Origin of the sequence: Natrialba sp. SSL1, assembly GCF_001861355.1 — an archaeon.
Classification (GTDB): Archaea; Halobacteriota; Halobacteria; order Halobacteriales; family Natrialbaceae; genus Natrialba.
Genome location: NZ_MASN01000029.1, coordinates 110,010 through 135,640, shown reverse-complemented (window position 1 = coordinate 135,640; position 25,631 = coordinate 110,010). Strand labels below are relative to the sequence as shown.

Annotated in this window: 24 protein-coding genes; 14 read left to right on the top strand and 10 right to left on the bottom strand. The window is 64.0% G+C overall.

Annotation, left to right across the window (positions count from 1 at the left end; translation table 11 throughout):
* The first annotated feature begins 46 nt into the window (after positions 1 to 46).
* On the top strand, positions 47 to 397 hold the full coding sequence (locus tag BBD46_RS07820) for a helix-turn-helix transcriptional regulator (protein WP_004267708.1): 351 nt from the start codon (positions 47 to 49) through the stop codon (positions 395 to 397).
* Positions 398 to 454: 57 nt separating this feature from the next.
* On the opposite strand, the gene BBD46_RS07815 is transcribed toward BBD46_RS07820, so the two are convergent.
* The 3 genes from BBD46_RS07815 to gatC all read right to left on the bottom strand — a co-directional run bounded on the left by BBD46_RS07815 (position 455) and on the right by gatC (position 2,577).
* Complete coding sequence (locus BBD46_RS07815; protein ID WP_071401165.1) at positions 455 to 805, bottom strand: hypothetical protein; 351 nt, start codon at positions 803 to 805, stop codon at positions 455 to 457.
* A 186-nt stretch (positions 806 to 991) separates the two neighbouring features.
* On the bottom strand, positions 992 to 2,287 hold the full coding sequence (gene gatA / locus BBD46_RS07810) for an Asp-tRNA(Asn)/Glu-tRNA(Gln) amidotransferase subunit GatA (protein WP_071401164.1): 1,296 nt from the start codon (positions 2,285 to 2,287) through the stop codon (positions 992 to 994).
* Positions 2,288 to 2,298: 11 nt separating this feature from the next.
* Positions 2,299 to 2,577 carry an Asp-tRNA(Asn)/Glu-tRNA(Gln) amidotransferase subunit GatC gene (gene gatC / locus BBD46_RS07805; protein WP_071401163.1) on the bottom strand — a complete coding sequence of 93 codons (279 nt, stop codon included), beginning with the start codon at positions 2,575 to 2,577 and terminating at the stop codon, positions 2,299 to 2,301.
* Positions 2,578 to 2,888: 311 nt separating this feature from the next.
* Between gatC and BBD46_RS07800 the strand changes: the two genes are divergently transcribed.
* Positions 2,889 to 3,959, top strand: a complete 1,071-nt coding sequence (locus BBD46_RS07800; protein WP_071401162.1) for a transcription initiation factor IIB — start codon at positions 2,889 to 2,891, stop codon at positions 3,957 to 3,959.
* A gap of 335 nt (positions 3,960 to 4,294) precedes the next feature.
* On the opposite strand, the gene nirK is transcribed toward BBD46_RS07800, so the two are convergent.
* A complete protein-coding gene (gene nirK, locus BBD46_RS07795) occupies positions 4,295 to 5,425 on the bottom strand; it encodes a copper-containing nitrite reductase (RefSeq protein ID WP_071401161.1) in 1,131 nt (376 codons plus the stop codon).
* A gap of 134 nt (positions 5,426 to 5,559) precedes the next feature.
* Here nirK and BBD46_RS07790 point away from each other — a divergent pair, with 134 nt between their 5' ends.
* The 7 genes from BBD46_RS07790 (at position 5,560) to BBD46_RS07760 (ending at position 12,758) form a co-directional block, all read left to right on the top strand.
* Positions 5,560 to 6,495, top strand: a complete 936-nt coding sequence (locus tag BBD46_RS07790) for an alpha/beta fold hydrolase (protein WP_394326823.1) — start codon at positions 5,560 to 5,562, stop codon at positions 6,493 to 6,495.
* Between the two features lie 174 nt (positions 6,496 to 6,669).
* Positions 6,670 to 7,344 carry a helix-turn-helix domain-containing protein gene (locus tag BBD46_RS07785; RefSeq protein ID WP_071401160.1) on the top strand — a complete coding sequence of 225 codons (675 nt, stop codon included), beginning with the start codon at positions 6,670 to 6,672 and terminating at the stop codon, positions 7,342 to 7,344.
* 183 nt (positions 7,345 to 7,527) lie between these two features.
* A complete protein-coding gene (locus BBD46_RS07780) occupies positions 7,528 to 9,183 on the top strand; it encodes a 4Fe-4S ferredoxin N-terminal domain-containing protein (RefSeq protein WP_071401159.1) in 1,656 nt (551 codons plus the stop codon).
* The gene (gene nrfD, locus BBD46_RS07775) at positions 9,180 to 10,595 is read left to right on the top strand and encodes an NrfD/PsrC family molybdoenzyme membrane anchor subunit (protein WP_071401158.1); all 1,416 of its coding nucleotides are present in this window, start codon (positions 9,180 to 9,182) and stop codon (positions 10,593 to 10,595) included. Before BBD46_RS07780 ends, nrfD begins: the two co-directional genes overlap by 4 nt.
* Positions 10,592 to 10,900, top strand: a complete 309-nt coding sequence (locus BBD46_RS07770) for a hypothetical protein (protein ID WP_006654926.1) — start codon at positions 10,592 to 10,594, stop codon at positions 10,898 to 10,900. Before nrfD ends, BBD46_RS07770 begins: the two co-directional genes overlap by 4 nt.
* Before the next feature lie 342 nt (positions 10,901 to 11,242).
* On the top strand, positions 11,243 to 12,334 hold the full coding sequence (locus BBD46_RS07765) for a P-loop NTPase (RefSeq protein WP_071401157.1): 1,092 nt from the start codon (positions 11,243 to 11,245) through the stop codon (positions 12,332 to 12,334).
* A gap of 85 nt (positions 12,335 to 12,419) precedes the next feature.
* Complete coding sequence (locus BBD46_RS07760) at positions 12,420 to 12,758, top strand: cupin domain-containing protein (protein ID WP_071401156.1); 339 nt, start codon at positions 12,420 to 12,422, stop codon at positions 12,756 to 12,758.
* Positions 12,759 to 12,777: 19 nt separating this feature from the next.
* On the opposite strand, the gene BBD46_RS07755 is transcribed toward BBD46_RS07760, so the two are convergent.
* Together BBD46_RS07755 and BBD46_RS07750 are read right to left on the bottom strand one after the other, a co-directional pair.
* Entirely contained in the window at positions 12,778 to 13,932 is a 1,155-nt protein-coding gene (locus BBD46_RS07755) for an asparagine synthase C-terminal domain-containing protein (RefSeq protein ID WP_071401155.1), read from the bottom strand.
* Positions 13,929 to 14,615 carry a PHP domain-containing protein gene (locus tag BBD46_RS07750; protein ID WP_071401154.1) on the bottom strand — a complete coding sequence of 229 codons (687 nt, stop codon included), beginning with the start codon at positions 14,613 to 14,615 and terminating at the stop codon, positions 13,929 to 13,931. The genes BBD46_RS07755 and BBD46_RS07750 overlap by 4 nt, the downstream gene beginning before the upstream one ends.
* 135 nt (positions 14,616 to 14,750) lie before the next feature.
* Here BBD46_RS07750 and purL point away from each other — a divergent pair, with 135 nt between their 5' ends.
* A complete protein-coding gene (gene purL, locus BBD46_RS07745) occupies positions 14,751 to 16,955 on the top strand; it encodes a phosphoribosylformylglycinamidine synthase subunit PurL (protein ID WP_071401153.1) in 2,205 nt (734 codons plus the stop codon).
* A gap of 158 nt (positions 16,956 to 17,113) precedes the next feature.
* Positions 17,114 to 17,719, top strand: coding sequence for a response regulator (locus tag BBD46_RS07740; RefSeq protein ID WP_071401152.1), 606 nt, complete (start codon positions 17,114 to 17,116; stop codon positions 17,717 to 17,719).
* 22 nt (positions 17,720 to 17,741) lie between these two features.
* Here BBD46_RS07740 and BBD46_RS07735 read toward each other — a convergent pair whose 3' ends face one another.
* The 3 genes from BBD46_RS07735 to BBD46_RS07725 all read right to left on the bottom strand — a co-directional run bounded on the left by BBD46_RS07735 (position 17,742) and on the right by BBD46_RS07725 (position 21,069).
* Positions 17,742 to 19,760 carry a PAS domain-containing protein gene (locus BBD46_RS07735; RefSeq protein ID WP_071401151.1) on the bottom strand — a complete coding sequence of 673 codons (2,019 nt, stop codon included), beginning with the start codon at positions 19,758 to 19,760 and terminating at the stop codon, positions 17,742 to 17,744.
* A gap of 6 nt (positions 19,761 to 19,766) precedes the next feature.
* Positions 19,767 to 20,006, bottom strand: a complete 240-nt coding sequence (locus tag BBD46_RS07730) for a hypothetical protein (RefSeq protein WP_071401150.1) — start codon at positions 20,004 to 20,006, stop codon at positions 19,767 to 19,769.
* Between the two features lie 61 nt (positions 20,007 to 20,067).
* Positions 20,068 to 21,069 (bottom strand): ornithine cyclodeaminase family protein, encoded by a 1,002-nt coding sequence (locus BBD46_RS07725; RefSeq protein ID WP_071401219.1) that lies wholly within the window; start codon positions 21,067 to 21,069, stop codon positions 20,068 to 20,070.
* 131 nt (positions 21,070 to 21,200) lie between these two features.
* Between BBD46_RS07725 and BBD46_RS07720 the strand changes: the two genes are divergently transcribed.
* From BBD46_RS07720 to BBD46_RS07710, 3 genes are read left to right on the top strand one after another with little or no spacing between them, the layout of a single operon-like run.
* The gene (locus BBD46_RS07720; protein WP_071401149.1) at positions 21,201 to 22,418 is read left to right on the top strand and encodes an NAD(P)/FAD-dependent oxidoreductase; all 1,218 of its coding nucleotides are present in this window, start codon (positions 21,201 to 21,203) and stop codon (positions 22,416 to 22,418) included.
* Positions 22,419 to 22,469: 51 nt separating this feature from the next.
* Positions 22,470 to 23,648: an NAD(P)/FAD-dependent oxidoreductase gene (locus BBD46_RS07715; protein ID WP_071401148.1), complete on the top strand. Its 1,179-nt coding sequence runs from the start codon at positions 22,470 to 22,472 to the stop codon at positions 23,646 to 23,648.
* 49 nt (positions 23,649 to 23,697) lie between these two features.
* Positions 23,698 to 24,285 (top strand): dihydrofolate reductase family protein, encoded by a 588-nt coding sequence (locus BBD46_RS07710; protein WP_071401147.1) that lies wholly within the window; start codon positions 23,698 to 23,700, stop codon positions 24,283 to 24,285.
* Positions 24,286 to 24,347: 62 nt separating this feature from the next.
* On the opposite strand, the gene BBD46_RS07705 is transcribed toward BBD46_RS07710, so the two are convergent.
* Positions 24,348 to 25,598, bottom strand: a complete 1,251-nt coding sequence (locus BBD46_RS07705; protein ID WP_071401146.1) for a GNAT family N-acetyltransferase — start codon at positions 25,596 to 25,598, stop codon at positions 24,348 to 24,350.
* Between the last annotated feature and the right edge of the window lie 33 nt (positions 25,599 to 25,631).

Genomic DNA, 25,631 nt, shown 5'->3' with positions numbered 1-25,631 from the left:
CACACCTGGCTGTCGCGACGAGTACGAGCACGAAGGGGTGGTCGCCGTGAGCGTCTCTGCGGCCGAATCGGAGCTCACGGAGGACGAACGGGCCGGTCTCGAACTCGTTCGAGAGACCGGCGGTATCCACCAGAGCGACTTCTGGAAGGAACTCGACGTCTCCTCACGCAAGGGCAGTCGAATCGTCGAGTCGCTCGTCGAGTACGACCTCGTCAACCGCGAGGATACGGTGTACAACGGACACAACACCTACTACATCACGCCGACCGCACGCGATCTGGACTTTACACTGTTGATGGCCGGTGACATGCTCTCGCCGTTCATCGGTGAGGAGGAGGTCGACCCGAACAGCGACGCCTTCTCGCAGTGGATTATGAACCTCGCCTACGAGGAGTAACGAGCGGGCAGCACCAACTGAACTGCGGACGAAAACAGCAAGCAGCCGCCCGGTTTCTCACTCGTTTGAACTCGGAGAGAGCCGTCTCAGTAGCCAGCGCCCGAGCGGCGTCGTCGGATTCTCGGGCGACTGCGTCACGCTCTGTTCGACGAACACCCAGGCGAGCGTCGCCGCGAAGCCGGTAAACGCCACGCTGACGGAGACGACCTCGCCGGCCAGCAACTGCCCGGCCATCGCCACTCCGAGCGTTCCGAGCAGCACCCAGCCCGCGACGACGATCGCCGGACCGTAGCGTTCGGCAACCGTCTCCAGTGAGAATGCCTGCTCTAGCAGCCCGATCGCACTTACGACGATCATCGTCCCCGCAAAACACGCGACGACGATCTGCGTCGATCCAACCCCGATCATAGCACGTCCGTCAGCAGCTGTGAGCTTAAGTATACAGTCCAATGATCGGTTCAACGACCGGTTTCGAGGGAGAGACGAGATCTGTGACCAGTCCCAGCGACATCGCCCCAGCAATCGACGCTCTCAAATACTCCACGAGTCGGCGCAAATTAGGTTCGACGTCTACTGTTCAGGGCGGGGAGGATGTCACTCGAGTGCACTTGCCGCACGAATCAACCGCTCTTCACCGAAGGCAGGGCCGACCAGCTGGAGGCCGACGGGGAGGCCGTCGGTGTCGCTCTCGCCGGCCGGGACCGAGATTGCGGGCAGATCTGCGAGGTTCACGGGGACGGTGTTGGCGTCGGCGAGGTACATCTGGAGCGGGTCGTCGAGACTCTCGCCCTGCTCGAACGGGGTGACCGGCATCGTCGGCGAGGCGAGCACGTCGGCCTCCGAGAGCGCCTCGTCGAAGTCCTGCTTGACCCAGGCGCGAGCGTCCTGAGCCTTCTTGTAGTACTTGTCGTGGTAGCCCGCAGAGAGCGCGTAAGTGCCGAGGAGGATGCGGCGCTTGACCTCGTCGCCGAAGCCGTCCTTGCGGACCTGGGAGAACGTCTCGTTCCAGTTGCTCCCGGCATCGCCTTCGCCCTCGGTCTCGGGCCCGTAGCGGACGCCGTCGAACCGGGCGAGGTTCGAGGAGGCTTCGGACATCGCGATCACGTAGTAGGCCTCGACAGCGTGTTCGACGGACGGCAGGGAGACCTCGTGGTACTCTGCGCCCTGGTCTTCGAGGTCTGCGATGGCGTCCCAGAAGGTGTCGACGACATCCTCGTCGGCACCCTCGAGGAGTTCGGTGGGGACACCGATGGTGAGGCCGTCGACGTCGCCGGTTGCGGCGTCGGCGTAGCTCTCACCCTCGGGAGCAGCGTCACGCGTCGTTGCGTCCCGTTCATCCGGTCCCGCGATGACGTCGAGCAGCGCGGCCGCGTCCTCGACGGTCTCGCCGAACGGACCGATCTGTTCGAGACTGTTGCCGTAGGCGACCAGTCCGTAGCGCGAGACGAGACCGTACGTCGGCTTGATCCCGACGACGCCACAGAAGGCGGCCGGACAACGGATCGAGCCACCCGTGTCCGAGCCGAGCGCGAGGTCGGCCTCGCCGGCGGCGACGGCAGCGGCGGAGCCACCCGAAGAGCCACCCGGGACGTGACCCGGTGCAGCGGGGTTATCCGTCGGGCCGAACGCCGAGGTTTCGGTGGTCGACCCCATGCCGAACTCGTCCATGTTGGCCTTGCCGACGATGGTCGCACCGGCTTCCTTGAGCCGCGAGATGACCGTCGCGTCGTACGGCGGCACGTACTCTTCGAGCATCGCCGACCCGCAGGTCGTTGCGACGCCCTTCGTCGAGATGTTGTCCTTGACGGCGACGGTGCGGCCCGTGAGCGGGCCGTCTGCGCTTCCGTCGCCCTCGATTCGCTCGTCCGAAATGAAGATATTATCAGCCATGTACAGTCAGCTCAGGAGACGTTTGGCCCCTTGAAGTAGCCGTCCTCTGTTTCCGGCGCGTTCCGAAGCGCCTTCTCGCGGTCCAGCGAGTCGCGCTCCTCGTCCGGGCGCATCACGTTCGTCAGGGCAGCCTCGCGCTCGACCTCCGGGACCTCGTCTAAGGTTTCGAAGTACTCGAGTATGTCCGCGAACTGGCCGGTGAACGCCTCGACCTCCTCGTCGTCGAGGTCGACGCGGGCCAGCTCCGCAACGTGGCGGACTGCCTCGGGGTTGACGGCGTCGTCGCTCATACGTGTTCGAATCGCCCTGTCGGGAGTAAGCGTTTCGATACGGCGACAGCTGCGGGTGCGTGCTGGCGGTGTTGAGTATCGGGCGGCCCAACTGAGACGGTCGGGTGTCGTTCGGTAGCGCTGATCGCCGGACGGGGAGATGGCTGGCAAAACACGCCAGCGATCCGTCTGAAACGGCGGGCTGAAGCAGTGATTACGCTCGCAGGCACGCGTTCAAATATCCGTACGATCACAGTGTTTAAGTCGCGGCAGGGCGTTATACTGTGACTGACAGGGCGTTTTCAGCGACGATTCGATTGGCTTCACTACCAATGACTGACTCCAGTATTCGAACGCACAGTGACGAGCGACGCACGACTGAGCGGGCGGAGTCCAGCGAGCGGACGGACGAGCAGGACGAGCAGACAGACGAACGACAGCGACAGCGCGAACGCGGTGCGGAACGGGAGCGAGCACAAGACCAGGAACAGGAGCAAGACCGAGAACAAGAACAGTGCCCAGAGTGTGACGGCCGTCTCATGTCCGACGCGGAACACGCCGAAACCGTCTGTGCTGACTGCGGCCTCGTCGTCCAGGAAGGCGAGATCGACCGCGGCCCCGAGTGGCGCGCGTTCGACGCCGCCGAAAAGGACGAAAAAAGCCGCGTCGGTGCCCCGACGACGAACATGATGCACGACCAGGGGCTCTCGACGAACATCGGCTGGCAGGACAAAGACGCCTACGGCCGGTCGCTCTCGAGCCGCCAGCGCCAGAAGATGCAGCGGCTTCGCACCTGGAACGAGCGCTTTCGCACCCGCGACTCGAAGGAGCGCAACCTGAAGCAGGCGCTCGGCGAAATCGACCGCATGGCGAGCGCGCTCGGCCTCCCTGACAACGTCCGCGAGACCGCGAGCGTCATCTATCGGCGGGCACTCGAGGAGGACCTGCTTCCGGGCCGCTCCATCGAGGGCGTTTCGACCGCCTCGCTGTACGCGTCGGCCCGGCAGGCCGGCACACCGCGCAGCCTCGACGAAATCGCGGGCGTCAGCCGCGTCGAGAAGGACGAAATCGCGCGCACCTACCGGTACGTGATTCGGGAACTCGGCCTCGAAGTTCAGCCCGCGGACCCGGTGAGCTACGTCCCGCGCTTTGCCAGCGATCTCGACCTCTCCGACGAGACCGAGCGTCGCGCTCGACAGCTCCTCGAGACGGCCAAAGAGTCGGGCATCCACAGCGGCAAGTCCCCGGTCGGACTCGCGGCCGCAGCGGTGTACGCCGGCGCGCTGCTCACGAACGAGAAGGTGACCCAGAACGACGTCAGCGAGGTCGCGAGCATCTCCGAAGTGACGATCCGCAACCGGTATCACGAACTGCTCGAAGCCGAGGGCGGTGCACCGGCGTAGTCCGCGTTGCGATCACAGCGCGTTCAACGAGAGATTTACCGTCGTTCGTCGCTGCGCCAGACTGTTCTGCTCGCGGGACTGCATCGCTAACGAGTGCATACTCAAGCCCGTTTGTCCGGTCGACCCGACTATGGCTGCTGTACTCGAGTGCGACAACTGTCGAGAACCAGACGTTGCGTACACGTTGACGACGCACGACGCAGGGACCGACGGGGAAGAGATTGACTTGCACTTCTGTTCGAGTGAGTGTTTGCGGGTGTGGACGTAGTTGTAGTTGCAGGCGGTTGTGCTGAGGGTGCTGGCCGCCAGAAAAGACTGTGTGGTAGCCGGGCTGATCAGGACTCGTCGTAAATCTCCGGATCGGGGTCACCGCTGACCTCGATGACGCCGAGCGCGCCCTTGTGGACAACCCGCGAGAGCGCGTGGTCGACGAGTTTGATCGGGCCGGGAACGACCATCTCCATCTCTCCTGCAACGCTGGTCCCGGGTGCGACCGGCGTCGTCTCGACGTTCTGTGCGGGCTCCGTGAGCAGGTCGCCGTCCCGGTAGAAACGCGACCAGACGTTGCCGATCGGATGGAGTGCACTGGTGAAGTTGGGGCCACCGTTCGCGAAGTAGATACGAACGGTTTCGCCGACCTCGGCCTCGGGTGCGCCGTGTGGGCCGTCGTCACTGACCGCGCCGACCTCTCCGTTCAGCAGGACGTAGGTCGGGTCTTCGTCCGCCGAGGCGTCGAAGTCGAACTGGTGGTGGCCTTCTTCGCCGGTCTCGCCGTTGGTGTAGAGTTCGTGCTGGCCGACGTAGAACTCGCGGTCGACCTCGGGGAGGCCATCCGCGGGTTCGACGAGAATCGCTCCGAACATCCCCAGGCTGATGTGCTGGTCCATCGCCGGCACCGCACAGTGGTAGATGTGGATGCCGGGGTACGTCGCGGCGAACGTGAGCGTGGCCGGTTCGTCACCGGGTGCAATCGTCGTCGCCTCGGCACCGCCGCCCGGTCCGTACACCGCGTGGAGGTCGATGTTGTGGACATCGACGTTGTGCTCGTCGGGCACCTCGAAGGTGAGTTCGACCGTATCACCCTCGCGGACGCGGATCATCGGCCCCGGAATCTGGCCCTCGTAGGTCATTAGGTCGATCGTCACGCCCGGTTCGATCTCGACCGTTGCCTCGATCGACTCGAGTGTCAACTCGTGCGTCCGGGGTTCGTCCCAGTCGACTGGTGGCGGAATGACCGCCGGGTCGGCTGCGATGTGTTCTACGTCGGGCGGTTCTGTTGGTGGGAGTTCCTCGTCTTCGTGCCCGTTTTCGTCCTCGTCCTCTCGGTCGGCAGCAGCCGGTCCTGCATCGGAGGCGTCGGGCCGCCACACGCTGTCGTCGAGACAGCCAGCAACGGCGATCGCCCCGGCTGCGCCGATTCCCTGAACGAACTGTCGTCGGTTGGTGAGTATCGTGGTCTGGGGCATTGGCCTTCCTCCTCAGTTATACACACACGACCTAGCCTGTCACCTCCAGCGATGATTCCTGAGGCGAAAGAATATGGGCGAATATGTTCGCTCCCAGTTTGACTTACAGGGCTGGGCCGAGACAGACACCTCTAGTGCCCTCCCTGCCACTCGCTGACGACGCAACCGCCCCCGACGCAGCAGCCTGTCCCGAGATCGGCGTGGACTCGAGTACCCTGGATCTCTCAACAGTTCGTCTCCACATGGTTGCCGGTGGCGACGAGTCGGGCCCACTGGTCGTCTTGCTTCACGGCTTCCCCGAGTTCTGGTACGGCTGGCGACACCAGATCGAACCGCTACTTGAGGCAGGCTACCGTGTCGTGGTGCCGGACCAGCGGGGCTACAACCGCAGCGAGAAGCCCGCGGGTGTCGGTGCATACCGGCTGCGATACCTGACACGGGATATCGTCGACCTGATTGACGCGGAAGGCCGCGAGCGCGCACACGTCGTCGGCCACGACTGGGGCGGCATCGTCGCGTGGGATCTCGCCACCCGCTATCCCGACGTGGTCGACCGACTGGCGGTCATCAACGCGCCGCATCCAACAGTGTTTCAGCGTGTGTTGCGCTCGTCGCTCGAACAACAGGGCCGGAGCTGGTATGCGTACCTATTCCAGCTCCCCCGGCTTCCAGAACGGCTGCTCGGGGCGAAGGGGTACGATCGACTCGAGCGGGCGTTGACGGAGACTGCGCCGACTGGGACGTTTTCGTCGGCGGAGCTGGCGCTGTACCGTCACGCCTGGCGACAGCCGGATGCGCTCACCGGCATGCTCAACTGGTATCGGGCGAGTGGTCGGTACCCGCCGGTCAGACTCGGAACCTCGATGCCCGCGGCCGACGACCAACTCGAGACGCCGACGCTTCTCATCTGGGGTGACGAGGATGCTGCGTTGACGATGGATCTCGCTCACAGAAGTGTCGCACAGTGTGTCCGAAGCCGGTTCGTGCAGGTCTCGGGAGCGAGCCACTGGGTTCAACACGAGCGGCCAGCGCTGGTTGCCGAGGAGTTGGTAGCGCACTGTTCGTCGTGAGGCAGTGGTTGCGGTTCTCGGGAGTGAATCTACACGATAGCTATGACCGTCTTGGGTCTGGACTCCCTCGGTGAACTTCGCCGTCTTGACTGGTCAGATCAGTCATTCCCACGCGGTAGGAATGTGACGGAGCCTATTGGTTGTCCAGTCCCAACACTTGAGTGAACGATTGCCATGGCGCAGGCAACCCTCACTATCACGCTGCCCGACCACGTCTGGATTCAGCAGGTGTCGACGGCGAACCCGGACGCGACGTTCCGGGTGCTCGCCGCGGTTCCTGGTGCAAACACCGGCTTTGCCCTCGTCCAGATTACCGGGTCGAACGTCGAGCAGGTACTCGAGACGATGAACGACCACCCTCAGCTAACGGAGGTGACGCTCACACAGCGAAGCGACGGGGAAGCGACGGTGCACTTCGAGACGACGAAACCGTTGTTGCTGTTCTCCTCGCGGAATTCCGGGATGCCGATCGAGTTGCCGGTGACGATTCAGGACGGACGCGCGACGGTCGAGGTGACCGGGTCGCGCGAACGACTGGGTGAACTCGCGGCGCAGTTCGAACGGCTCGGACTGCAATATCGCATCGAGACTGTCACCGAGCAGCTTCACGACAGCCAACTCCTCTCGGATCGCCAGTTTGAGGTGCTCACTGCTGCCGTCGAGCAGGGATACTACGATACGCCGCGCCGAAGTTCGTTAACTGAACTCGCCGACCATCTGGGAATTGCGAAATCAACGTGCAGTGAAACGCTTCACCGTGCGGAGGAGGCGATCATCAAGCAATTCCTCGACCGCGTACCCGATACCGATCCCGAGTCTCCGCTCGAGGACCAACTCGTTCAGAGCTGAGATCTCATTTATACACCCGAACCTGTTCGCACCCATTCCCACGGTGTGGAAATCGACTGTGTCTTTCTTCGATTAGTAGCGGTGAGTGCGCTTTAGAGGAACCGCAAATGAACGTATTCAAGTGGGTGCCGTTGCGTACTCACGTTGTGACTGGAACCGCATGTCAAGAGGTGTTCTAACGCGATGAGTACGGAAGACGAATCGTTCCATCCACTCGGTCAAGAGTGGGAAAATGAGCTCGAGACGATGCTCGACGATACCGAGTACGACAGCGACCTCGGGATGCAGATGGCCGAAGACGCCATGCGCGTCACGAAGGGCGAACTCTCCGAAGCCGACTTCCACGAGAAGTATCACGACGACGTGATGGAGGAGTTCGGCGTCGACGACCGCCCAACCGAGGAGGCCTACGAAGAGGCCCAAAAGAACGCTGGCGGCTTCGCCGAGATGCTGAAGAGTGTCGACAGCGACGGCGAAGAGAGTCGCCGCGGCATGATGAAGAAGATGGGTGCCGGTGCAGCCTTCGTCGGTCTCGGTGCCTTCGGTGCCTCGGAAGGAGGCAGCGAGAGCGAGCCGAACGTCGCCGCCGCCCAGGAGGGCGACGACACTGAGCAGGACGTTCAGTGGGGTATGGCGATCGATCTCGAGCGCTGTGACGGCTGTCTCTCCTGTGTCGAGGCCTGTGCAGAGGAGAACAACCTGGACCGCGGTGTCAACTGGATGTACGTCCTCGACTACGAGGACAACGGTGTCGACACGAGTCGCAACCGACTCGTTCGACCGTGCCAGCACTGTACCGACGCACCGTGTGAGAAGGTCTGTCCGACGACCGCGCGTCACACGCGTGACAACGACGGCCTCGTCCTGACCGACTACGACGTCTGTATCGGCTGCCGATACTGCCAGGTTGCCTGTCCGTACGGTGTCAACTACTTCCAGTGGGACGAACCTGACATCACCACGGAAGACATCGAGGCACAGGCACAGGAAGAAATGGGCGACCACGATCACGACAGCGATGTCCCACACGACCACATGAGCGACGAGCGCGGTCGCTGGGTCGACAGTCGTGCCCCACGTGGCGTCATGAGCAAGTGTACGATGTGCCCAACCCGCCAGGACGGCGGCATGGGCGAGGACGCTGTCGGAACGACCGCCTGTGAGGACGCCTGTCCGCCGGACGCGATCCAGTTCGGCAACATGTTCGACGACAACAGTGACCCGCAGACCTACGCCGACAACCCGGCCCGTGGTCGCGCACTCTCCGACATCGACATGAGCGTCCCGTCGGCGGACGCACTCGAGGACGACCTCGACGGCGCAGACGACGACCTGGAGTCCGTTCTGGAAGCGTCCGAAGACCTCGACGAGGAGACGCTCCGAATCATGAAGGCGATCGAAATCGTCTCCGAGGACTTCGGTGAGGGCGACGCCAGCCACACCGAATACGAGCAGAACATCGTCGACGCCTTCGATGCACTCGAAGCACACGGTCTCGATCTCGACAGCGAGGAGGTCCTCGTCGGACTCGATCTCGCCGACGAACCGGACGAGGACGAGGAGTTCGACGGTCCAGACGAGAGCGCGGCACAGACCGTTCTCGTGAACGAGGCCGGAGAACCGGACTCGAACTTCCAACTGCTCGAGGACATGGGTACCAACCCGAACATCATCTACCTGGGCAACGAGCCAGGCCCGCAGGCAGAGCAGGTCGAGGGTCCGGTTGCCTACGAAGACGTGGAAGCCGACCTCGCCGACGGTAGCTCCGTGCCGCTCGCAGACAACCGCAAGGACGTCCTTGACGAGATGACGGTCGGTGACGCTGGGGTGTCCTTATGAGCACCAAGACGCCGTCTGAGGACGACATCCTGCGGCCGATGCATACGTTCACGAAGAAGTACGTCCTCCTGTTCGCCATCGCGGCGCTGGCACTCGGTGCCTTCCTCGTCGGCTGGATGTACCAGCTGCAGCAGGGGATGGCCGTTACCGGCCTCTCCGACTGGGGTAGCGGTGGCGGTGTCACCTGGGGACTGTACATCGGCGCGTTCATCTGGTGGGTCGGGATCGCACACGGCGGGATTATCCTCTCCGCTGCGGTCCGACTGCTCGGCATGGATCGATACATGCCGGTCGCCCGCCTCGCAGAGATGCTGACGCTCGCCGGCCTCTCCGCGGCAGGATTCTACATTCTGGTGCACATGGGCCGCCCGGACCGCATGGTCACGAGCGTCATCGGTCACTACCACATCACGGTCAACAACTCGCCACTGGTGTGGGACGTTACTGTCATTACGGCCTACTTCGTGCTGACGGCGACGTATCTCGGACTCACGCTCCGATACGACATCGCACGACTGCGTGATGACCTGCCGTCGTTCTCGCCCAACGTGGGCGGAAAACAGCTGCCAGACCTTCTCGCACCGGTCTACGACGTGCTGACCCTCGGCTACACCAAGGCCGAAGACAAGGTCATCGACCGGATGGTCTGGTGGGTCGCACTCGCGATCATCATCATGGCACCACTGCTGCTTCACGGCGGTGTCATTCCGTGGCTGTTCGCCGTCCTGCCGAACTACCCAAGCTGGTTCGGTGGCATTCAGGGACCACAGTTCCTGACCATCGCACTCACGTCGGCAATCAGTGGCGTGATCCTCCTGTCCTACGCATTCCGTCGCGCGTACGACTGGGACCACATCATCACTGACGACATCTTCCGTGGCCTGCTCCTGTGGCTTGGATTCTTCTGCCTGCTGTTCCTCTGGTTGCAGCTCCAGCAGCTCGCCACGGGCAGCTTCCACTCGACGACGACCCACTCGTACGCAACTGCGTCAAAGCTCTCGCACCCAATGTACGTCGGTCCGATGCTAATGGTGCTCGGTGTGCTTGTGTACATCTTCGCACAGACGATCCGCCCGTCGTTGTTCAGTAAGGGCCGCGCGATCGCTGCTGGCCTGCTCGTGCTGACCGCGACGCTGGTCGAGAAGACGTACTTCGTCCTCTCTGGCTTCTGGTATCCGTCGTTCAACATCTACGACGGCTCGCCGGGAGAATACTTCCCAAGCGTAATCGAACTGCTGTCGATCGCCGGAACGATCGGCATGGTGACGCTGTTCTTCCTCGTGCTGTCGAAGCTCGTCCCCGTGGTCGAGCTCCACGCGGTCGAACACCTTCGTGGCGACCACGGTCACGGCCACGAACACGACCACGAACCGGTAGAGGAAAGTGCAGAGCAGCCGGAGGTTGAAGCATGATTCCAGCGCTCACCACCGCGCTCTCGTTCATCCTCTATCACGGCTACGATGGGACCGAGGGTGTGACGGGCTTCCCGAACATCGGGACCTACCTTATCTTCGGGGTCATTCTCGTCCCCGTCTACGTGATGGTTGCAGCGTGGTTCCTCGGACAGCCCCGCGATAGCAAGACCGGCCTGCTCGGCGTCTCCTACCTCGTCGGGATTACGGCCCAGATGTGGATCGGGATGTTCATCCTGACCGTCATCATCGGCGTCGTCTTCTACGGCGGCCTGCCGGAACCACTCGCGGCACCCGGTCCGTAAGGACCACTCGAGTGCCGGTTCCGGTACCGGCCCCGGTGCCGGTACTGGTACTGATGCCGATGCCGGCTCCGGTACCGATGCGGTTCACACGAACCGCAATCGGCATTGACAATGACGACACACCATTTCTTGACGACACCACAGCTGACAGCGGGATCGCTGGCTCTGTGGGTCACTGCGGTTCCATCCGCTTCCGCTTCCGCTTCTGCTTCACGGCGTTCCACGACCGCATTGTACCAGTGACAGCCGGGCGGATCGTCACGTGCTGCACCTCGTTTCACATCCGAACCATCACACGTATCCCGCTTCGCAACCGTACGCTAGGTAACACACAGACTCAGTATGAGCATTACAGAACACGAACTCAAGATCAAGCTCGAGGGGATCGAGGACCCGGACATCGGCGAGGATATCATCTCGCTCGGACTCGTCAACGACGTCACCATCGAGGACGAAACCGCTCGCATCTCACTCGCGTTCAACACGCCGTACGCGCCCTCCGAAATGGAGCTTGGCAACCGCATTCGAGAGGTCTGTGACGAAGCCGGTCTCGAGGCCGACCTGCGTGCGCACGCCGGTGCGGAACACGGCTTCGACGACGAGGTCCTCCCCCGCGTTCGCAACGTCATCGCCGTCGCCTCCGGAAAGGGCGGTGTCGGGAAGACGACCGTCGCTGCGAACCTCGCGGCCGGACTCGAGAAACGCGGCGCGATGGTCGGACTGCTCGACGCCGACATTCACGGGCCGAACATCCCGAAGATTCTGCCGGTCGAGAGCGAACCCGGCGTGACGCCGAGCGAAGACATCGTTCCACCGCGATCCGACGGTGTCCGCGTTATCAGTATGGGCTTCATGATGGAAGAGGAGGACGACCCGGCGATTCTCCGCGGTCCGATGGTCAACAAGTTCATGCTGAAGTTCTTAGAGGGCGTCGAGTGGGGTCGGCTGGACTACCTCATCGTCGACCTGCCGCCGGGCACCGGTGACGCGACGCTGAATCTGCTGCAGTCGATGCCGGTCACGGGATCCGTCGTCGTCACGACGCCACAGGAGATGGCCCTGGAGGACACCCGGAAGGGAATTCAGATGTTCAACAAGCACGACACGCCGGTGCTGGGCGTCGTCGAGAACATGAGTTCGTTCGTCTGTCCGAGCTGTGGCGACCAGCACGGCCTATTCGGCACCGATGGCGCAGAATCCATCGTCGACAAGTACGACGTGCCGATGATTGGCCAGATCCCAATCCACCCTGACTTCGGCGCAGAGGGAAGTGAAGGTGCACTCGTCAAGGACGACGACAGCCCGGTACAGGAGGCCGTCGAGGAGGTCGTCGCCAACATCGCAGACCGGATCGGCGAGACGAACCGCCGAACTGTCGACGCGAACACGTCGGACGACCCAGCCGATAAGCTGCCGACGGAACTCGAAGACTGACAGAGTACCCTACTGCGCTGCCAACAGGTTGTTGGCTGTCGTTTCGTTTTATTTGTTCAGCGTACGAATCAGCTCCCAGAGAGCTATGGCTCCGACATCACTCGATCGCTACGACGACGCACTGGCAGCACTCGATCCAGACGAGGGGGAACTCGAGTCCACCGAACTCGTCGTCACCGACGACGTGCTGGTGAAGGCGTTCGCGCTCGGCCCCGGCGCTGAACTCGAGGCGCACGAACACGGCGACAGCACGAACGTCTTTCACGTTCTCGAGGGGACGGTGACGGTGATTCAGGACGACGAGCACGAACAGATCGAGGCACCTGGAACTGTGCTCCACGAACGCGGCGTCGCTCACGGAGCGAAAAACGAGACCGACGAGACGGTGGTCTTTACGGCGAGTCTGTGTCCGTTACCGTCCTAAGTGGGTAGCGGCTGCCCGGCTACTCGTCCTCGAGCAGCGAGTCCACGTACTTCGTCACGTGGTCGTCCATTCGGCGCTTGTAGCCCGCCTGGCGGGCCAGCCGGTCGAGTTCGCGTGCGACGAGACTGCCGTACTGCACTGCTTTTTTGTCCCGCACCGCGATCGCCTCCGGCAGATACTCGGCCGCCACCTGCCGGAAGCCGCGCTTTCGCGTCTCCTCATCGGCGAGCAGCTCGTCTGGCAAGCGGAGCGCCGCGTCGACGACCTCGTCGTGTAACAGCGGTGCAACCGGCTCGAGGCCGGCAGCCTCGATAGCACGCACGTCCCGTGGGAGCTGCTCGGAGAGGCTTCGAATCTGCTCGCGGACGGCTCCACGGGTCGTCTCGGCCTCGACGCGGTGGTCGAGCCTGACTACCTTCTCGTAGCCGCCGAACAGTTCGTCCGCACCCTGCCCAACCGCGAGCGCGTCGAACCCGTCGGCGGCGACGCGTTCGCCGACCAGGTACAACGGCAGCGCGATCTGAATATCCATCGCGTTCGTGCGCCCGGTCGCGCGCGCGATTTCGGGAACGGCGCGCTCGAGATCGGCCGGCTCGAGTTCGACCACGGTTAGTTCGCGGCCCATCGCCGCTGCGGCGCTGCGGGCTGCCTCGACGTCGTGGCTATCCGGGAAGCCGACGACGTACAGCGGCGCGTCGAGCAGTTCGGCGACGAGCGCGGAGTCGACGCCGCCCGAAAAGGCGACCGCGATAGCCGCGTCCGTTGCAGCGGCCTCGGTGGTTGCCGTCTCGATGGCGGATTCGAGTACGGCTCGCGCTGCATCGAAATCCTCGATCGGGTCGGGGTCCGGGATGGTCCACCGCTGTTGCGATGCACTGTCGTCAGGGGTGGCGACGGCTCCGGCGGGAAACGCAATGGGGTCGGCGAGTTCCTCGGGAGTGTACGCCCACGCGTCAGTCGGGGGCTGATCGCGCTCGACGAACAGCGGCACGCGGCCCAGAACGTCGCGAACGAGGTGGTCTCGGCCGTCGATGTCGACGACGCCAGCGAAGCCGGTCGTGCCGGGCAGTGGCTCGCCGGACTCGAGTGTGGCTCGGACTGTGTCGGGGTCGGTTCCGCGGAGTGGGGGTGTTGAGGCGGAGGCGGCCGACGACCCAGACTCGTCCTGCATCATTGAAATAGCCCCAGAACGCCGTTTCGGACCCGTCGTGAGACGCCGCCAGCGGCCTGGCGAAAGCTAATGTGCCACGGCGTTCGTTTGCCTTCGACGGTGGTTCGACCCTCTCGAATCGCCTGCAGGATGGCGTCGGCGGAGCGGTCGTCGGCGTCGACGCGGGTGACGGCCTGGCCGACCATCTCGCTGATGTGGGCGTCGCTGCCCGCGGTCATCGGGAGATTTCGAGATTCGGCGTACCGTTCGGCCTGGCGGTTGGCGCGGCCGGTCAGCAGCCGGGAGTTGTAGACCTCGATAGCGTCACCCATCGCGAGTTGCTCGCGTGAGATGCGAGCCATGACGCCGTGTCGAGACTCCTGGAAGGGATGGGGGATCACGGCGAGACCGCCCTGTGAGCGGATCTCCTCGAGTGTCGTTTCGTAGGAGAGACCCGGCGGGACGGCCTCCTCGAGTCCGAAGCCGAGGATGTGGCCGGCTTTGCTCGAGATTTCCATGGCGGGGATGCCGACCAGTCCGTAGTCGGGCGCGCGCTCGGCGGCCGCGAGACTCGCGTCGATCTCGTCGTGGTCCGTCACGGCGATCGCGTCGAGCCCGACGGCGTCGGCCTGCTCTAAGATGAGTTCGACCGGATCACGGCCGTCGTACGACAGCGCCGAGTGGGCGTGGAGTTCGACCGACAGCACGCCTCTGTGTTCACGGCGATTGATCAAAAGCGCCTCGGTCCGCGCGCTGTCACGGTCACGACCGTAGCCGCTTCCGATATACACGAACGTGGATATGGAAACCCATTTACCACCGCACTTTCATCACCTAGGTGAATGAGCCTTGCCGATTCGGATCACGAACTCGTCGTCGAGGAACTGGGTCGAGAGCCGACCCCGGCGGAGGCGGCGCTGTTCGAGAACCTCTGGAGCGAACACTGCGCGTACCGCTCCTCGAGACCGTTGCTGTCGGCGTTCGAGAGCGAAGGTGACCAGGTCGTCATCGGTCCGGGCGACGACGCGGCAGTCGTCGCGTTGCCCGAGAGCGAAGACGAGGGGACGGACATGGACGCGGACACGAACGGAGACGACTCACAGACGTACATCACGATGGGCATCGAGAGCCACAACCATCCCTCCTACGTCGACCCGTTCGATGGCGCTGCGACCGGCGTCGGCGGCATCGTCCGGGACACCCTCTCGATGGGTGCCTACCCTATCGCGCTCGCGGACTCGCTGTACTTCGGCGAGTTCGACCGCGAACACTCGAAGTACCTGTTCGAGGGCGTCGTGGAAGGGATCAGTCACTACGGCAACTGTATCGGCGTCCCGACGGTCGCGGGCAGCGTCGACTTCCATCCCGACTACGAGGGCAACCCGCTGGTGAACGTCGCCTGCGTCGGCCTGACGAACGAGGAGCGACTCGTCACCGCCGAAGCCCAGGAGCCCGGTAACAAACTCGTCCTCGTCGGCAACGCGACCGGCCGCGACGGTCTCGGCGGCGCGAGCTTCGCCAGTGAGGACCTGGCCGAGGACGCCGAAACTGAAGACCGACCCGCCGTTCAGGTCGGCGACCCCTACGCCGAGAAACTGCTCATCGAGGCCAACGAGCAACTCGTCGACGAAGGCCTGATCGAGTCCGCACGCGACCTCGGCGCTGCCGGCCTGGGCGGTGCCTCGAGCGAACTCGTCGCCAAGGGCGGCCTCGGCGCAGCGATCGAACTGGAACGTGTCCACCAGCGCGAGCCAAATATGTCGGCACTCGAGATCCTGCTCGCCGAGTCCCAGGAGCGGATGTGCTACGAGGTCGAGCCCGAGAACGTCGACCGCGTCGCGGAAATCGCAGACCGCTTCGATCTGGGCTGTTCGGTTATCGGCGAGGTCACGGCGGAGAACTACACCTGTACCTTCGAGGGAGAGACGGTCGTCGACGTTGACGCGTACTTCCTGGGTGAGGGTGCGCCGATGAACGATCTGCCGGCGAACGACCCCACGGAACCCGAGACCGACCTGCCGGACGCCGACCTTTCTGCGGCCTTCGATGCGGTCGTCTCCAGCCCGAACACGGCCTCGAAGCGCTGGGTCTACCGCCAGTACGACCACGAAGTCGGCGTGCGGACGAGCGTCGGGCCGGGCGACGACGCAGCTATTGTCGCCGTTCGAGAGGCCAACACCGGACTCGCTATCTCCGCCGGCGCGGCCCCGAACTGGACGACCACCGCACCGTACGACGGCGCGCGCGCGATTGCACTCGAGAACGCGACGAATATCGCGGCCAAGGGCGCGACCCCCCTCGCGGCAGTCGACTGCCTCAACGGCGGCAACCCGGAGAAGCCGGAGGTCTACGGTGGCTTCACGGGCATCGTCGACGGGCTCGCCGACATGTGTGAGACGCTCTCGACGCCCGTCGTTGGCGGCAACGTCTCGCTGTACAACGACTCCGTCGCCGGCCCGATCCCACCGACGCCGACGCTTGCGATGGTCGGCACGAAGACGGGCTACGACGCGCCGCCGCTCGAGGTCCAGCCTACAGCGGAGGGTGACAGTGAACTCCTCCTCGTCGGCGACCTCGCACTCGAGTCCGACGCGTTCGCACTGGGCGGTTCGGAGTACCTCGCACAGTTCGACGGCAGCGATCAGTTCCCCGTACTTCCATCGGACGAGCAGGCAGCCGAGCTGGTCAGCACGCTCGCGTCTGTCGCAGACGACGAGGCGACGCTCGCGGTGCACGACGTGAGCCACGGCGGGCTCGTGGGTGCACTCGCAGAGATGGTCACCGACGATGCGGGTCTCGACATCTCGATTCCGGACGTGAGCGACCTCGCGGGCGCACTGTTCCACGAACAGCCCGGCCGCGCAGTGATTCAGACCGAATCGCCTGCGGCCGTCCGCGATGCGTTCGACGACGTTGCGCCGGTTGTCTCGCTTGGCTCGGCGACTGCCGACGGCACCCTCTCGCTGACCGTCGGCGACGAGACGATCACGGTCGACGCAACCGAAATTCGCGATCTGCGCTCGACGATCGAGGACGAACTCGAGTAAGTCGTCGCGTCACGCGGTGGATCATTGTTCTCGGACTGGATCGCCAACGCCGAGGACCGTCCTGTTCCGAATCTGGTCCCGGTATGTTGATATATTCTCAGTTCAACTGCCATGACAACCCTGTCGTTCCCCAACGACACACTGGAGGATCTCGCTTCATGGCTACCGACACCCCGACCGTCCTGATCGTTGAGGATGAACCCGATCTTGCGAATCTCTACACCGTCTGGCTCGGCGACGAGTACGACACCCACACGGCCTCGAACGGCTCCGAGGCGCTCGAACTGATCGACGACTCGGTCGACGTCGTCCTGCTCGATCGGCGGATGCCCGAACTCTCGGGCGACACCGTACTCGAGACGATCGGAGAGCGCGAGGTAGAGTGTCGTGTCGCGATGGTGACCGCGGTCGAGCCGGATTTCGACATCGTCAGCATGGGGTTCGACGATTATCTTGTCAAGCCAGTGTCAAAGGACGAGTTGCTACAGGCAGTCGAGCGACTCGAGGTGCGTGCGACGTACGACGAGGAATTCCAGGAGTTGTTCACACTTGCAGAGAAGAAGGCGTTGCTCGACACCGAGAAGACGCCGGAACAGCTCGCTGACAGCGAGGCGTACGAGCGACTCGAAGCACAACTGGCGGGGTCACGGGTGGAGATTTCGACGGTGGTCGCGGATGCAATCGAGGCGAACAAGGCAACGACGGCTGGCGAGGCGGACGAAGCAGACAAGACAACCACGACAGACGCTGACGAATCCGAATAACGCGTTCTCTCCGTGTGTCCGTCTACAGCGGCTCGAGCGTCGTCACGTCTCGAACTTCGATACGGGTTCCGTTCTCCGCTGACTCGATCGACAGCGTCCAGTCGTGTGCGTCAGCAATCGCGCGGACGAGTGCGAGCCCAAGTCCGTCGACCGTCTCGGAATCGTCACCGTCTGCATCGGCGTCGAACACACGATCCGACGGCTCGACCGGCTCCGATGCGGCCGTGTCGACAAGAACGAACCCACGCGGGCGGTCGTCGGATCCGTTCCCGATCACTGCCTGTGGCTGGGCGGGTGTCTGCTGTTCGTCGTTTGAAACACCCAGGAGTTCGATACGGACGGTGGGGTCATCACCTGTAGTATCAGCGTTCGCTTCCTTGCCACCAGTCGTCGCTTCACTCTCGTCGAATCGATCAGCAATATCGTCGAACGCCGTCTCCAGCAGTCGGGCAAAACGCTCGGCGTCCGCCCGGAGGACGGCCGGTTCCTCGAGTGCCACCGCATCCGCGTCAAGCCGCGACGCGGTTGCTGCCGAGTGGACTGCCTGTTCGAGGAGGATACGGTTTCGCGTGCCGACAGCAGTCGCGTTCCGGGCGAACTCTCTGACATCGTCGACGAGCCGCTCTGTGCGGTCGAGCATCGTTTCGACGGAGTCCTCGGCGAGCGGGAACTGCCAGGCGTCGTCGGTGCTATCGGTACCTGTGTTGTGTTGGGTTCCGCTTCCGAAACCTGTCCCCGAGCGTTCGTCCTCGAGTGCCTCGGAGACGGCGTCGAGCTGGCGCTTCAGATCGGTCGAAAGAACTTCCGCGATTCCCTCGAGGCGCTCTGTTTGGCGTTCGAGATCAGTCGTGCGCTCGCGCAGAAGTTGCTCCCGGTCGGCGCGGTCGAGCGCTGCGCGGGTGTTCTCCACCAGTGTCGAGAGCAACTCGACATCGGTTTCGTCGAATCGGTTTGGCTGTAGCGAACCGGTCATCAGGACGCCGTGGGTACCGATCGGCGCGATGACTTCTGACTGCAGCGGCGTCTCGTCGTTGTACAGCCCGTCGACCTCGCTGAGGTCGTCGAACCGTTCGACCTCACCCGTTTCGAAGACATCCCAGACGAGCCCCTGTGGCGGGTTGAACCGCGGTAACCCGCCGAACTCCTCGTATGCACCCGCGGTTCCCGCAACGGGATCGAGATACCCCTGTTCCTCGTCGAGCAGCCAGATCCCACTGATCGGTAGATCGAGCAGGTCGCTGCCGGCGTGGACCGCGATCGAGCAGACCTCCTCGGGATCGTCGGACTCGAGTAGCCAGCGCGTGACCTCGTGGAGCGAGGCGGCGACGCGTTCGTACTCGTACTGGTCGGTGACGTCACGAACGATGCCGGCGACGGTTGCGTTGTTGTCCTCGATGGGGACGAAGCGGAACTCGCCCATCCGGTCCGTTCCGTGGGCGTCGGTGAACGGGACCTCGACGTGGCGCGTGTCGGCGGTGCCGATGTCGACGTCGGTGATCGCGCGGCCGATCTCGACGGTGTCTTCGTCGTCAATAGCGGCCAGTTCGGTAACGATTTCGACGTGTTCGCCGGTTAGTTCCTCGCGATCGACGCCGAGGAACGACTCCATGGCTTCGTTGACCGAGACGATCTCGCGGTTTCGATTGAGCGTGATGACGGCGTCGGAGATCGCCTCGACGACGGCGGCGTGCTGTGCGAGCACGCGCTCCTGTTGCTTGCGCTCGGTGACGTCGCGCATGTACACCGAGAGGCCGGTTTCGGAGGGGTAGGCCGTCGCCTCGAACCAGGTCTCGAGTCGGGCGTGATAGATGTCGAACGAGACCGAGACTTGCTTCTCCATTGCCCGGTGAAAGCCGTCCGGGAACTGTGTCTCGACGGTTTGTGGAAACTCGTCCCACATGACGCGTCCGATGAGGTCGTCTCGAGATCGCTCGAGCAGCGTCTCCGCACGGTCGTTGAGGTACGTAAACCGAAAGTCCGTATCGAGCGCGAAAAAGGCGTCCGTGATCCGGTCGACGACCGGAACGGAGCGAAGCGTCACGACCGCTCACCCGATCCGTTCAGCCGGCCCGAGCCGGCTGTCCAGTTCCACCACCGTGATTCCCTTCCCGGAGAATCGACACTCGTGCGACCCATTCCCAACTACTCTAGGGGTACTTATCGAAGCCCATATTTCAGTGTCGCGGCCGAGGCCGAGACGTGTTGGCTCAGGCATTTCTTTCCAGTCTCTCTTCTTGTCCTTCTTATCCCTCTCGTCCTTCTCGTCTCTCTCATCACTGCCGTCCACTCTTCCCAGCTCGTCACCCTTTCACCCTCTCCTCTCTCACCCTCTCGTCGCTCTTTTTCTCTCATTCAGCATCACCAGTGAGTGGAACGGTCGTTCCAACCCCATCCGAAACCGCTCGGTCGAACACCGTCTCCGCACTCGCAGCATCGAGTACCGCCGAGCCGACGCTCTTCATGACGATACGCTCGTCGTCGTGTTGTCGGCCAGTCTCTCCTGCAAGGACGGCCCCAAACGGCACAATCTCCCGATCCGAATGGTCACGCAAATCGCCTGTCTCCGCCGCCTCGTCTGGTACGTCGCCGATGATCCGATCTGCGCCTTCGACCGTTTCGTCGTCCAACTCCCGCATCTCCGGGGTGTACGCTCCCACGGCAATCACGAGCGTCCCCGGCCCGAGTTCCTCGCCCGGAAACACCGGCTCCGTGCTCGTCGTCCCCGTCACGGCCACCGAGGCGTCCGACACCGCCTCGCGAGGACTCGAGACTGGCTCTGCGGGAACGCCTAACTCCTCCTCGAGGTCGTTCGCGCAGGCGACCCGCGACTCGCTCGGCGAGTAGACGCGGATGGACTCGAGTGCGCCGCCCGTCGCGGCGGCGATAGCGCGGGTTTGCCAGCGGGCCTGCGTGCCGGCACCGATGACGCCGAGGTTGATGGGGCCGTCGGCGGCGAGTTCGCGCGCGGCGAGGCCGCCGATGCAGCCGGTGCGGGCGCTGGTGATCCGGTTAGCGGAGAGGTAGCCCACGGGTTGGCCGGTTTCGGCGTCGGTCAGCGAGAGTTGTGCGGTGACCGTCGGTAGGTCGCGCTCGGCATTGTCCTCGCAGACCGCGACGAGTTTCGTCGCGGCGTAGTTCGCGCCGTGGATGTAGGCGGGCATGCAGAGTCCCGTGCCGGTGGGCTCTTCAGGCGCGTCGGCGTCGAAGCCGGTGCCGATCGGGTAGTGCGGGCGGTCGGGTCGTTCGACCGCGCCGGCGTATTGCTTTTCGAACGCCTCGGCGACGACCGGCAGAAGGTCGTCGATTTCGAGGACCGACGCCACGTCGTCAGCAGAGAGAACGCGAACCATGATATACTGGTGCATTGTTCGGTGACTACTTCAGTGTATGTCGGACGGACGGGCTCATCCCGTCGCTCCACGCGTTCGCCGGGTCCGCCGGAATAGAAGCGCGTTTCACAAATGCCGTGGTACATTCACGCATGAAAATCGTCATCGTCGGCGGCGGCATTATCGGCACCGCGACCGCCGCGCGACTCGGCCAGACAGGCCACGATGTCACGCTCATCGAGCGCGGCGAGATCGGGACTGAGACGACGGCTGCCTCCGCGGGAATGCTCATGCGCGCCGCGGTCGAGGCGACGTCGTTCGACGTGAGGCTCCGGAACCGCGCCTGGGAGGCCTACCAGCGACTCTTCGAAGAGAGTGCCCTCGAGGCTGAACAGATCGGAACGCTCTACCTCGCCGAAACGCCGGCCTACGCCGAACGCCTCGAGCGCTCCGCGGTGACGCTCGCCGAACACGGTGTCGATGCTGCGTTTCGAGCGCCCGACGAACTCGCCGAGTACGGTATCGACCCCACGGAGTTCGACGGCGCGACGGATTTCGACGACGGCAGAGACCCAAGCAGGTTCGTCGGTGGACTGCACACCACCGCGGACCTGCGGTGCAATCCGGCCGCCGTGTCTTCCTGGTTCGCAGACTGTGCCCGAGACGCCGGTGTCGACGTTCGAACCGGTGTCGAGGTCACTGCCATTCGAACACGAAACGGAGCTGTTCGTGCTGTCGAGACCGACACCGGCCGGATCGACGCTGATACCGTCATCAACGCCGCCGGTCCCTGGGCACCACAGCTGAACAACACGGTCGGCGTCTCCCTCCCACTCGCTCACACCGTCGGCCCGATGGCCGAACTCGAGTGCCCCGCCGCTGCGTCCCTGCACGTCGATTCCACCCAGCCCAACACAAACTCCAACCCCAAGGCGACACCGTTCACCATCCTCGAATCCAAACGCTACGTCAGACCCGGCGCTGCAGACGGCTCGAAAGCACCGACCCGCGCCGTCGTCGGCGAGTTCAACACCGGGTACACTGCGGGAAGTGTACTCGAGTTAGACGAGCGCGACCTCCCCGATTCGTTCCGGAGCGAGGCACCCGGTGTCGCCAGTCTCGTCTCCGGATACGACGACGCGACAATCACCGAGGAGTGGGTCGGCTACCGCACGGTGACGCCGGACGGGCGGCCGATCGTCGGCGAAACGAAGGTGTCGGGGTTCGTCGTCGCCTGCGGGCTGACGGGACTCGGGATTACGCTCGCGCCGGCGGTGGCCGACCTCGTTGCCGACGCAGTTGCGGGCGAGTTGGATCACGAGCATCGAGAGCGGGTGGGTCCAGAACGGTTCCGATCGGACTCGCTGTAGTGCCAGCCGAGCGAGCGAATCCTTATTCGTCGTGGTGTGTTTGGACACCACATGAACGTCGTCGTCATCGGTGGAGGGATCGTCGGCCTCGCGAGCGCCTACGAACTGGCGGAGCGCGGCGCTGACGTGACTGTCTGCGAGAAGGGGTCGATCGGTTCTGGAAGCACGGAGCGCGCGGCCGGCGGCATCCGCGCGCAGTTCTCGACGCCGATCAACGTCGAGCTCTCACGCGAGAGCATGCGTGTCTGGGACGAGTTCGACGAGCGCTTCGGGACAGATATTGACTACCGGAAGAACGGCTACCTCTTTCTCGCGCGCAGCGAGGAGACCGCAGCCGCCTTCGAGGACACCGTTGCGATGCAGAACGACTGCGGCGTGCCGAGCGAGATTCTGAGTCCCGAAGCGGCACGTGAGCACTGTCCGGGTATCGACGCAGACACATTCGTCGCCGCAACGTACTCGCCGACCGACGGCTTCGCCGACCCCCATCTCGCGCTGCAGGCGTACTCGCAGGCCGCTGCAGAGGCAGGGGCCGACGTACGAACGAAGACGCCCGTCGTCGACGTGCTCCGAGACGATTCGAGTGGCGAACCGCGCGTGACGGGCGTCGAAACGCCCGACGAACGGCTCGATGCCGACGCCGTCGTCAACGCCGCCGGCCCGTGGGCGCGCGAGGCCGCCGCGATGGCGAACGTCGTCTTGCCGATTACGCCGAAGCGTCGCCAGATCGCCATCGCCGAGCCGGAGACGCCGGTGCCGGAGACGGACCCGCTCACCATCGATCTCGATCGTGGCTCGTACTTCCGCCCCGAGCGCAACGGCGATGCACTCGTCGGCGGCCACTTCGCCGAGACGGACCCCGCCCGCGACCCCGACGGCTACACCCGTTCGATGGACTTCGAGTGGGCGATCGACGCGCTCGAGGCCGCCGCCGACTGGACCAGCTACTTCGGCCCCGAGTCCGCGATCAAGCGCGGCTGGGCCGGTCTGTACGCCGTCACGCCCGACGATAACGCGATCGTCGAGGAGACGATCCCAGGTTTCATCACGGCCGCTGGCTTCTCCGGCCACGGCTTCCAGCACGCGCCCGCACTCGGTCAACTCGTCGCCGAACTGGCGCTCGAGGGCGAGCCCTCGCTGCTCGATATCGAGGCGCTCTCGAGTACCCGCTTCGATGAGGACGACGCCAGCGGAACGATCGCCGAGCGCACGGAGCGGAACGTGGTCTGAGCGGGCGTCTCATCACGGGTGCCTAGCAATTCATCGCAGGACATAGTACATGGCTGACTGCATCCTCTACATCGCCGCCAGCGTGGACGGCTTCATCGCGACCAACGACGGCGGCGTCTCGTGGCTTGAGGAGATCGCGGACACGGGAGCCGATGGGTCCGCAGACGGCGAACCCAGTGACGATAACGGGCCCAAAGACGACGGCTACGACGTGTTCTTCGCGACCATCGACTGCCTCGTGATGGGATCGACGACGTACGAGCAGCTGCTCGGCTTCGGCGCGTGGCCCTACGAAGACCGGCCAACGTACGTCCTCACGAGCCGCGAGTTACCCCTGGCGACCGACGCCGTAGAACTGGTTGACGACGAGCCAGCCGCACTCGTCGACCGACTGAAACGGCAGCATGACCACATCTGGCTCGTCGGCGGCGCAACCACCGCACAGTCGCTACTGCGCGCGAACTGCATCGACGAACTCCGACTGACGCTGGCTCCCATCCTGCTCGGCAGCGGCATCTCGCTGTTCGGGGACGACGGAACTGGGACACGCCACGCACTCGAGTTACTCGAGACGACGCCGCGCGAAACCGGACTGGTCGAACTCCGGTACCGGATCGGGGCGACCGGCGACCGGTGAGCGGCGGGGGTGGGCGGTGAGTCATCGGTGTCGCTGAGGAAGGACTCAGCGTCTGCCTTTCTTCAGAAGTGGTCGCCGAAGTAGACACCGGTCTCCGGAAAGAGCCGGTTGAGTTCCGAGACGACCTCGTCTGCCGCCTCGAGTCGATTCGTTCGCGCAAGTGCGGAGGAACTGCGAGCGCCGACGACGAGTTGGGAGAGTGCGGCAATGCCGAGGCGGGCGTCGGCAGTAGAATCGCGCTCGTCGCCTGCGTCCTGAACACGTTCACACGCAGCACTTCCATCGCGAACCGAGAGCTCGAACGTCCCACTGTTCCAGTCGGCGAGCGGATCCGTCACCGACAGCGAGCGCGTCGTCTCCACACCCTGTGGGTAGGACAGCGTCGAGAGCGTCTCCGCAACGTCGACCACTCGAACCATTGGCCCGTTCTCGACTGTCGTCTCGACCTCGTCCGGCGCGTGAACCGCCTCCCGGAACGGCGCTTCGGGGGGTAACTCGAGTACCACCTCCTCGACCTGCGAGGCGTGACGATGACAGAACGCGAGCAGCGCCAGGAACGCCTCGTGATCCTCGCCGACCAGTTCGGAGACGACCATCGTCCGTTCGCCGAGTTCACTGTCGCCGTGGCTGTCGAAGCCGTAGACGAGGTAGCCAACCGTGTCGCCGTCGCGCTCTGCGGCGTAGACGTACGGGTCTACGTCGTGGCCCTCGAAAATCCGATGCCGCCACCACCACTCGCCGCGATCGATCGCGAGCGCGTACCGCTCGGTGTGGGTTTCGTAGACTGATTGGAGTCGCGCGAACGCATCGGACTCGAGTGGCTGATACGAGTAGGTGGCAGCACTCGCGTCGAGGGCTGCGCTCGCGAACGAGAGCAGGTCGGGGTCGAACGCGTGGCGGGCGAGCCGGTTGCTCGTGTCCCAGCCGTAGGTGTTGTAGAAGCCGTAGGAGAAGGGCCACAGGACGGAAAAGTGGTAGTTTCGCTCGCGGTACTCCTCGAGCGAGTGGGCGAGGAGGTCGCGGACGTAGCCCTGTCGGCGGAATTCGGGTGGTGTCGCGACGGAGGCGAGGCCGGCGGTCGGATGGGTGTCCCCGCGGACGTGTGTTTCGAGCCAGTAGTGGCGGCAGACACTGCGTGGATTGGCATCGTCGTCGGACTCGTGTTCGTAGATTGCACGGCGGCCACCGCGACGATCCCGCGGCGTCTCGTGTTCGTCCGGATCGTACGGTTCGATGCCGGTAGAAGGCCCGAACGCGTACTGCCGGAACTCGTGAAAGGCTTCGCCGTCGCGAAGCGGGCGATAATCGACCATACGGGGCGAAAGTCGGGGTGAGGAAAAGAACGT

Bases quoted from the DNA above. Each gene is read 5' to 3' on its own strand.
- BBD46_RS07815 (WP_071401165.1), bottom strand. From the start codon at position 805: ATGATCGGGGTTGGATCGACGCAGATCGTCGTCGCGTGTTTTGCGGGG.
- gatA (WP_071401164.1), bottom strand. From the start codon at position 2,287: ATGGCTGATAATATCTTCATTTCGGACGAGCGAATCGAGGGCGACGGA.
- gatC (WP_071401163.1), bottom strand. From the start codon at position 2,577: ATGAGCGACGACGCCGTCAACCCCGAGGCAGTCCGCCACGTTGCGGAG.
- BBD46_RS07800 (WP_071401162.1), top strand. From the start codon at position 2,889: ATGACTGACTCCAGTATTCGAACGCACAGTGACGAGCGACGCACGACT.
- nirK (WP_071401161.1), bottom strand. From the start codon at position 5,425: ATGCCCCAGACCACGATACTCACCAACCGACGACAGTTCGTTCAGGGA.
- BBD46_RS07785 (WP_071401160.1), top strand. From the start codon at position 6,670: ATGGCGCAGGCAACCCTCACTATCACGCTGCCCGACCACGTCTGGATT.
- BBD46_RS07780 (WP_071401159.1), top strand. From the start codon at position 7,528: ATGAGTACGGAAGACGAATCGTTCCATCCACTCGGTCAAGAGTGGGAA.
- nrfD (WP_071401158.1), top strand. From the start codon at position 9,180: ATGAGCACCAAGACGCCGTCTGAGGACGACATCCTGCGGCCGATGCAT.
- BBD46_RS07770 (WP_006654926.1), top strand. From the start codon at position 10,592: ATGATTCCAGCGCTCACCACCGCGCTCTCGTTCATCCTCTATCACGGC.
- BBD46_RS07765 (WP_071401157.1), top strand. From the start codon at position 11,243: ATGAGCATTACAGAACACGAACTCAAGATCAAGCTCGAGGGGATCGAG.
- BBD46_RS07760 (WP_071401156.1), top strand. From the start codon at position 12,420: ATGGCTCCGACATCACTCGATCGCTACGACGACGCACTGGCAGCACTC.
- BBD46_RS07755 (WP_071401155.1), bottom strand. From the start codon at position 13,932: ATGATGCAGGACGAGTCTGGGTCGTCGGCCGCCTCCGCCTCAACACCC.
- purL (WP_071401153.1), top strand. From the start codon at position 14,751: ATGAGCCTTGCCGATTCGGATCACGAACTCGTCGTCGAGGAACTGGGT.
- BBD46_RS07740 (WP_071401152.1), top strand. From the start codon at position 17,114: ATGGCTACCGACACCCCGACCGTCCTGATCGTTGAGGATGAACCCGAT.
- BBD46_RS07725 (WP_071401219.1), bottom strand. From the start codon at position 21,069: ATGGTTCGCGTTCTCTCTGCTGACGACGTGGCGTCGGTCCTCGAAATC.
- BBD46_RS07720 (WP_071401149.1), top strand. From the start codon at position 21,201: ATGAAAATCGTCATCGTCGGCGGCGGCATTATCGGCACCGCGACCGCC.
- BBD46_RS07715 (WP_071401148.1), top strand. From the start codon at position 22,470: ATGAACGTCGTCGTCATCGGTGGAGGGATCGTCGGCCTCGCGAGCGCC.
- BBD46_RS07710 (WP_071401147.1), top strand. From the start codon at position 23,698: ATGGCTGACTGCATCCTCTACATCGCCGCCAGCGTGGACGGCTTCATC.
- BBD46_RS07705 (WP_071401146.1), bottom strand. From the start codon at position 25,598: ATGGTCGATTATCGCCCGCTTCGCGACGGCGAAGCCTTTCACGAGTTC.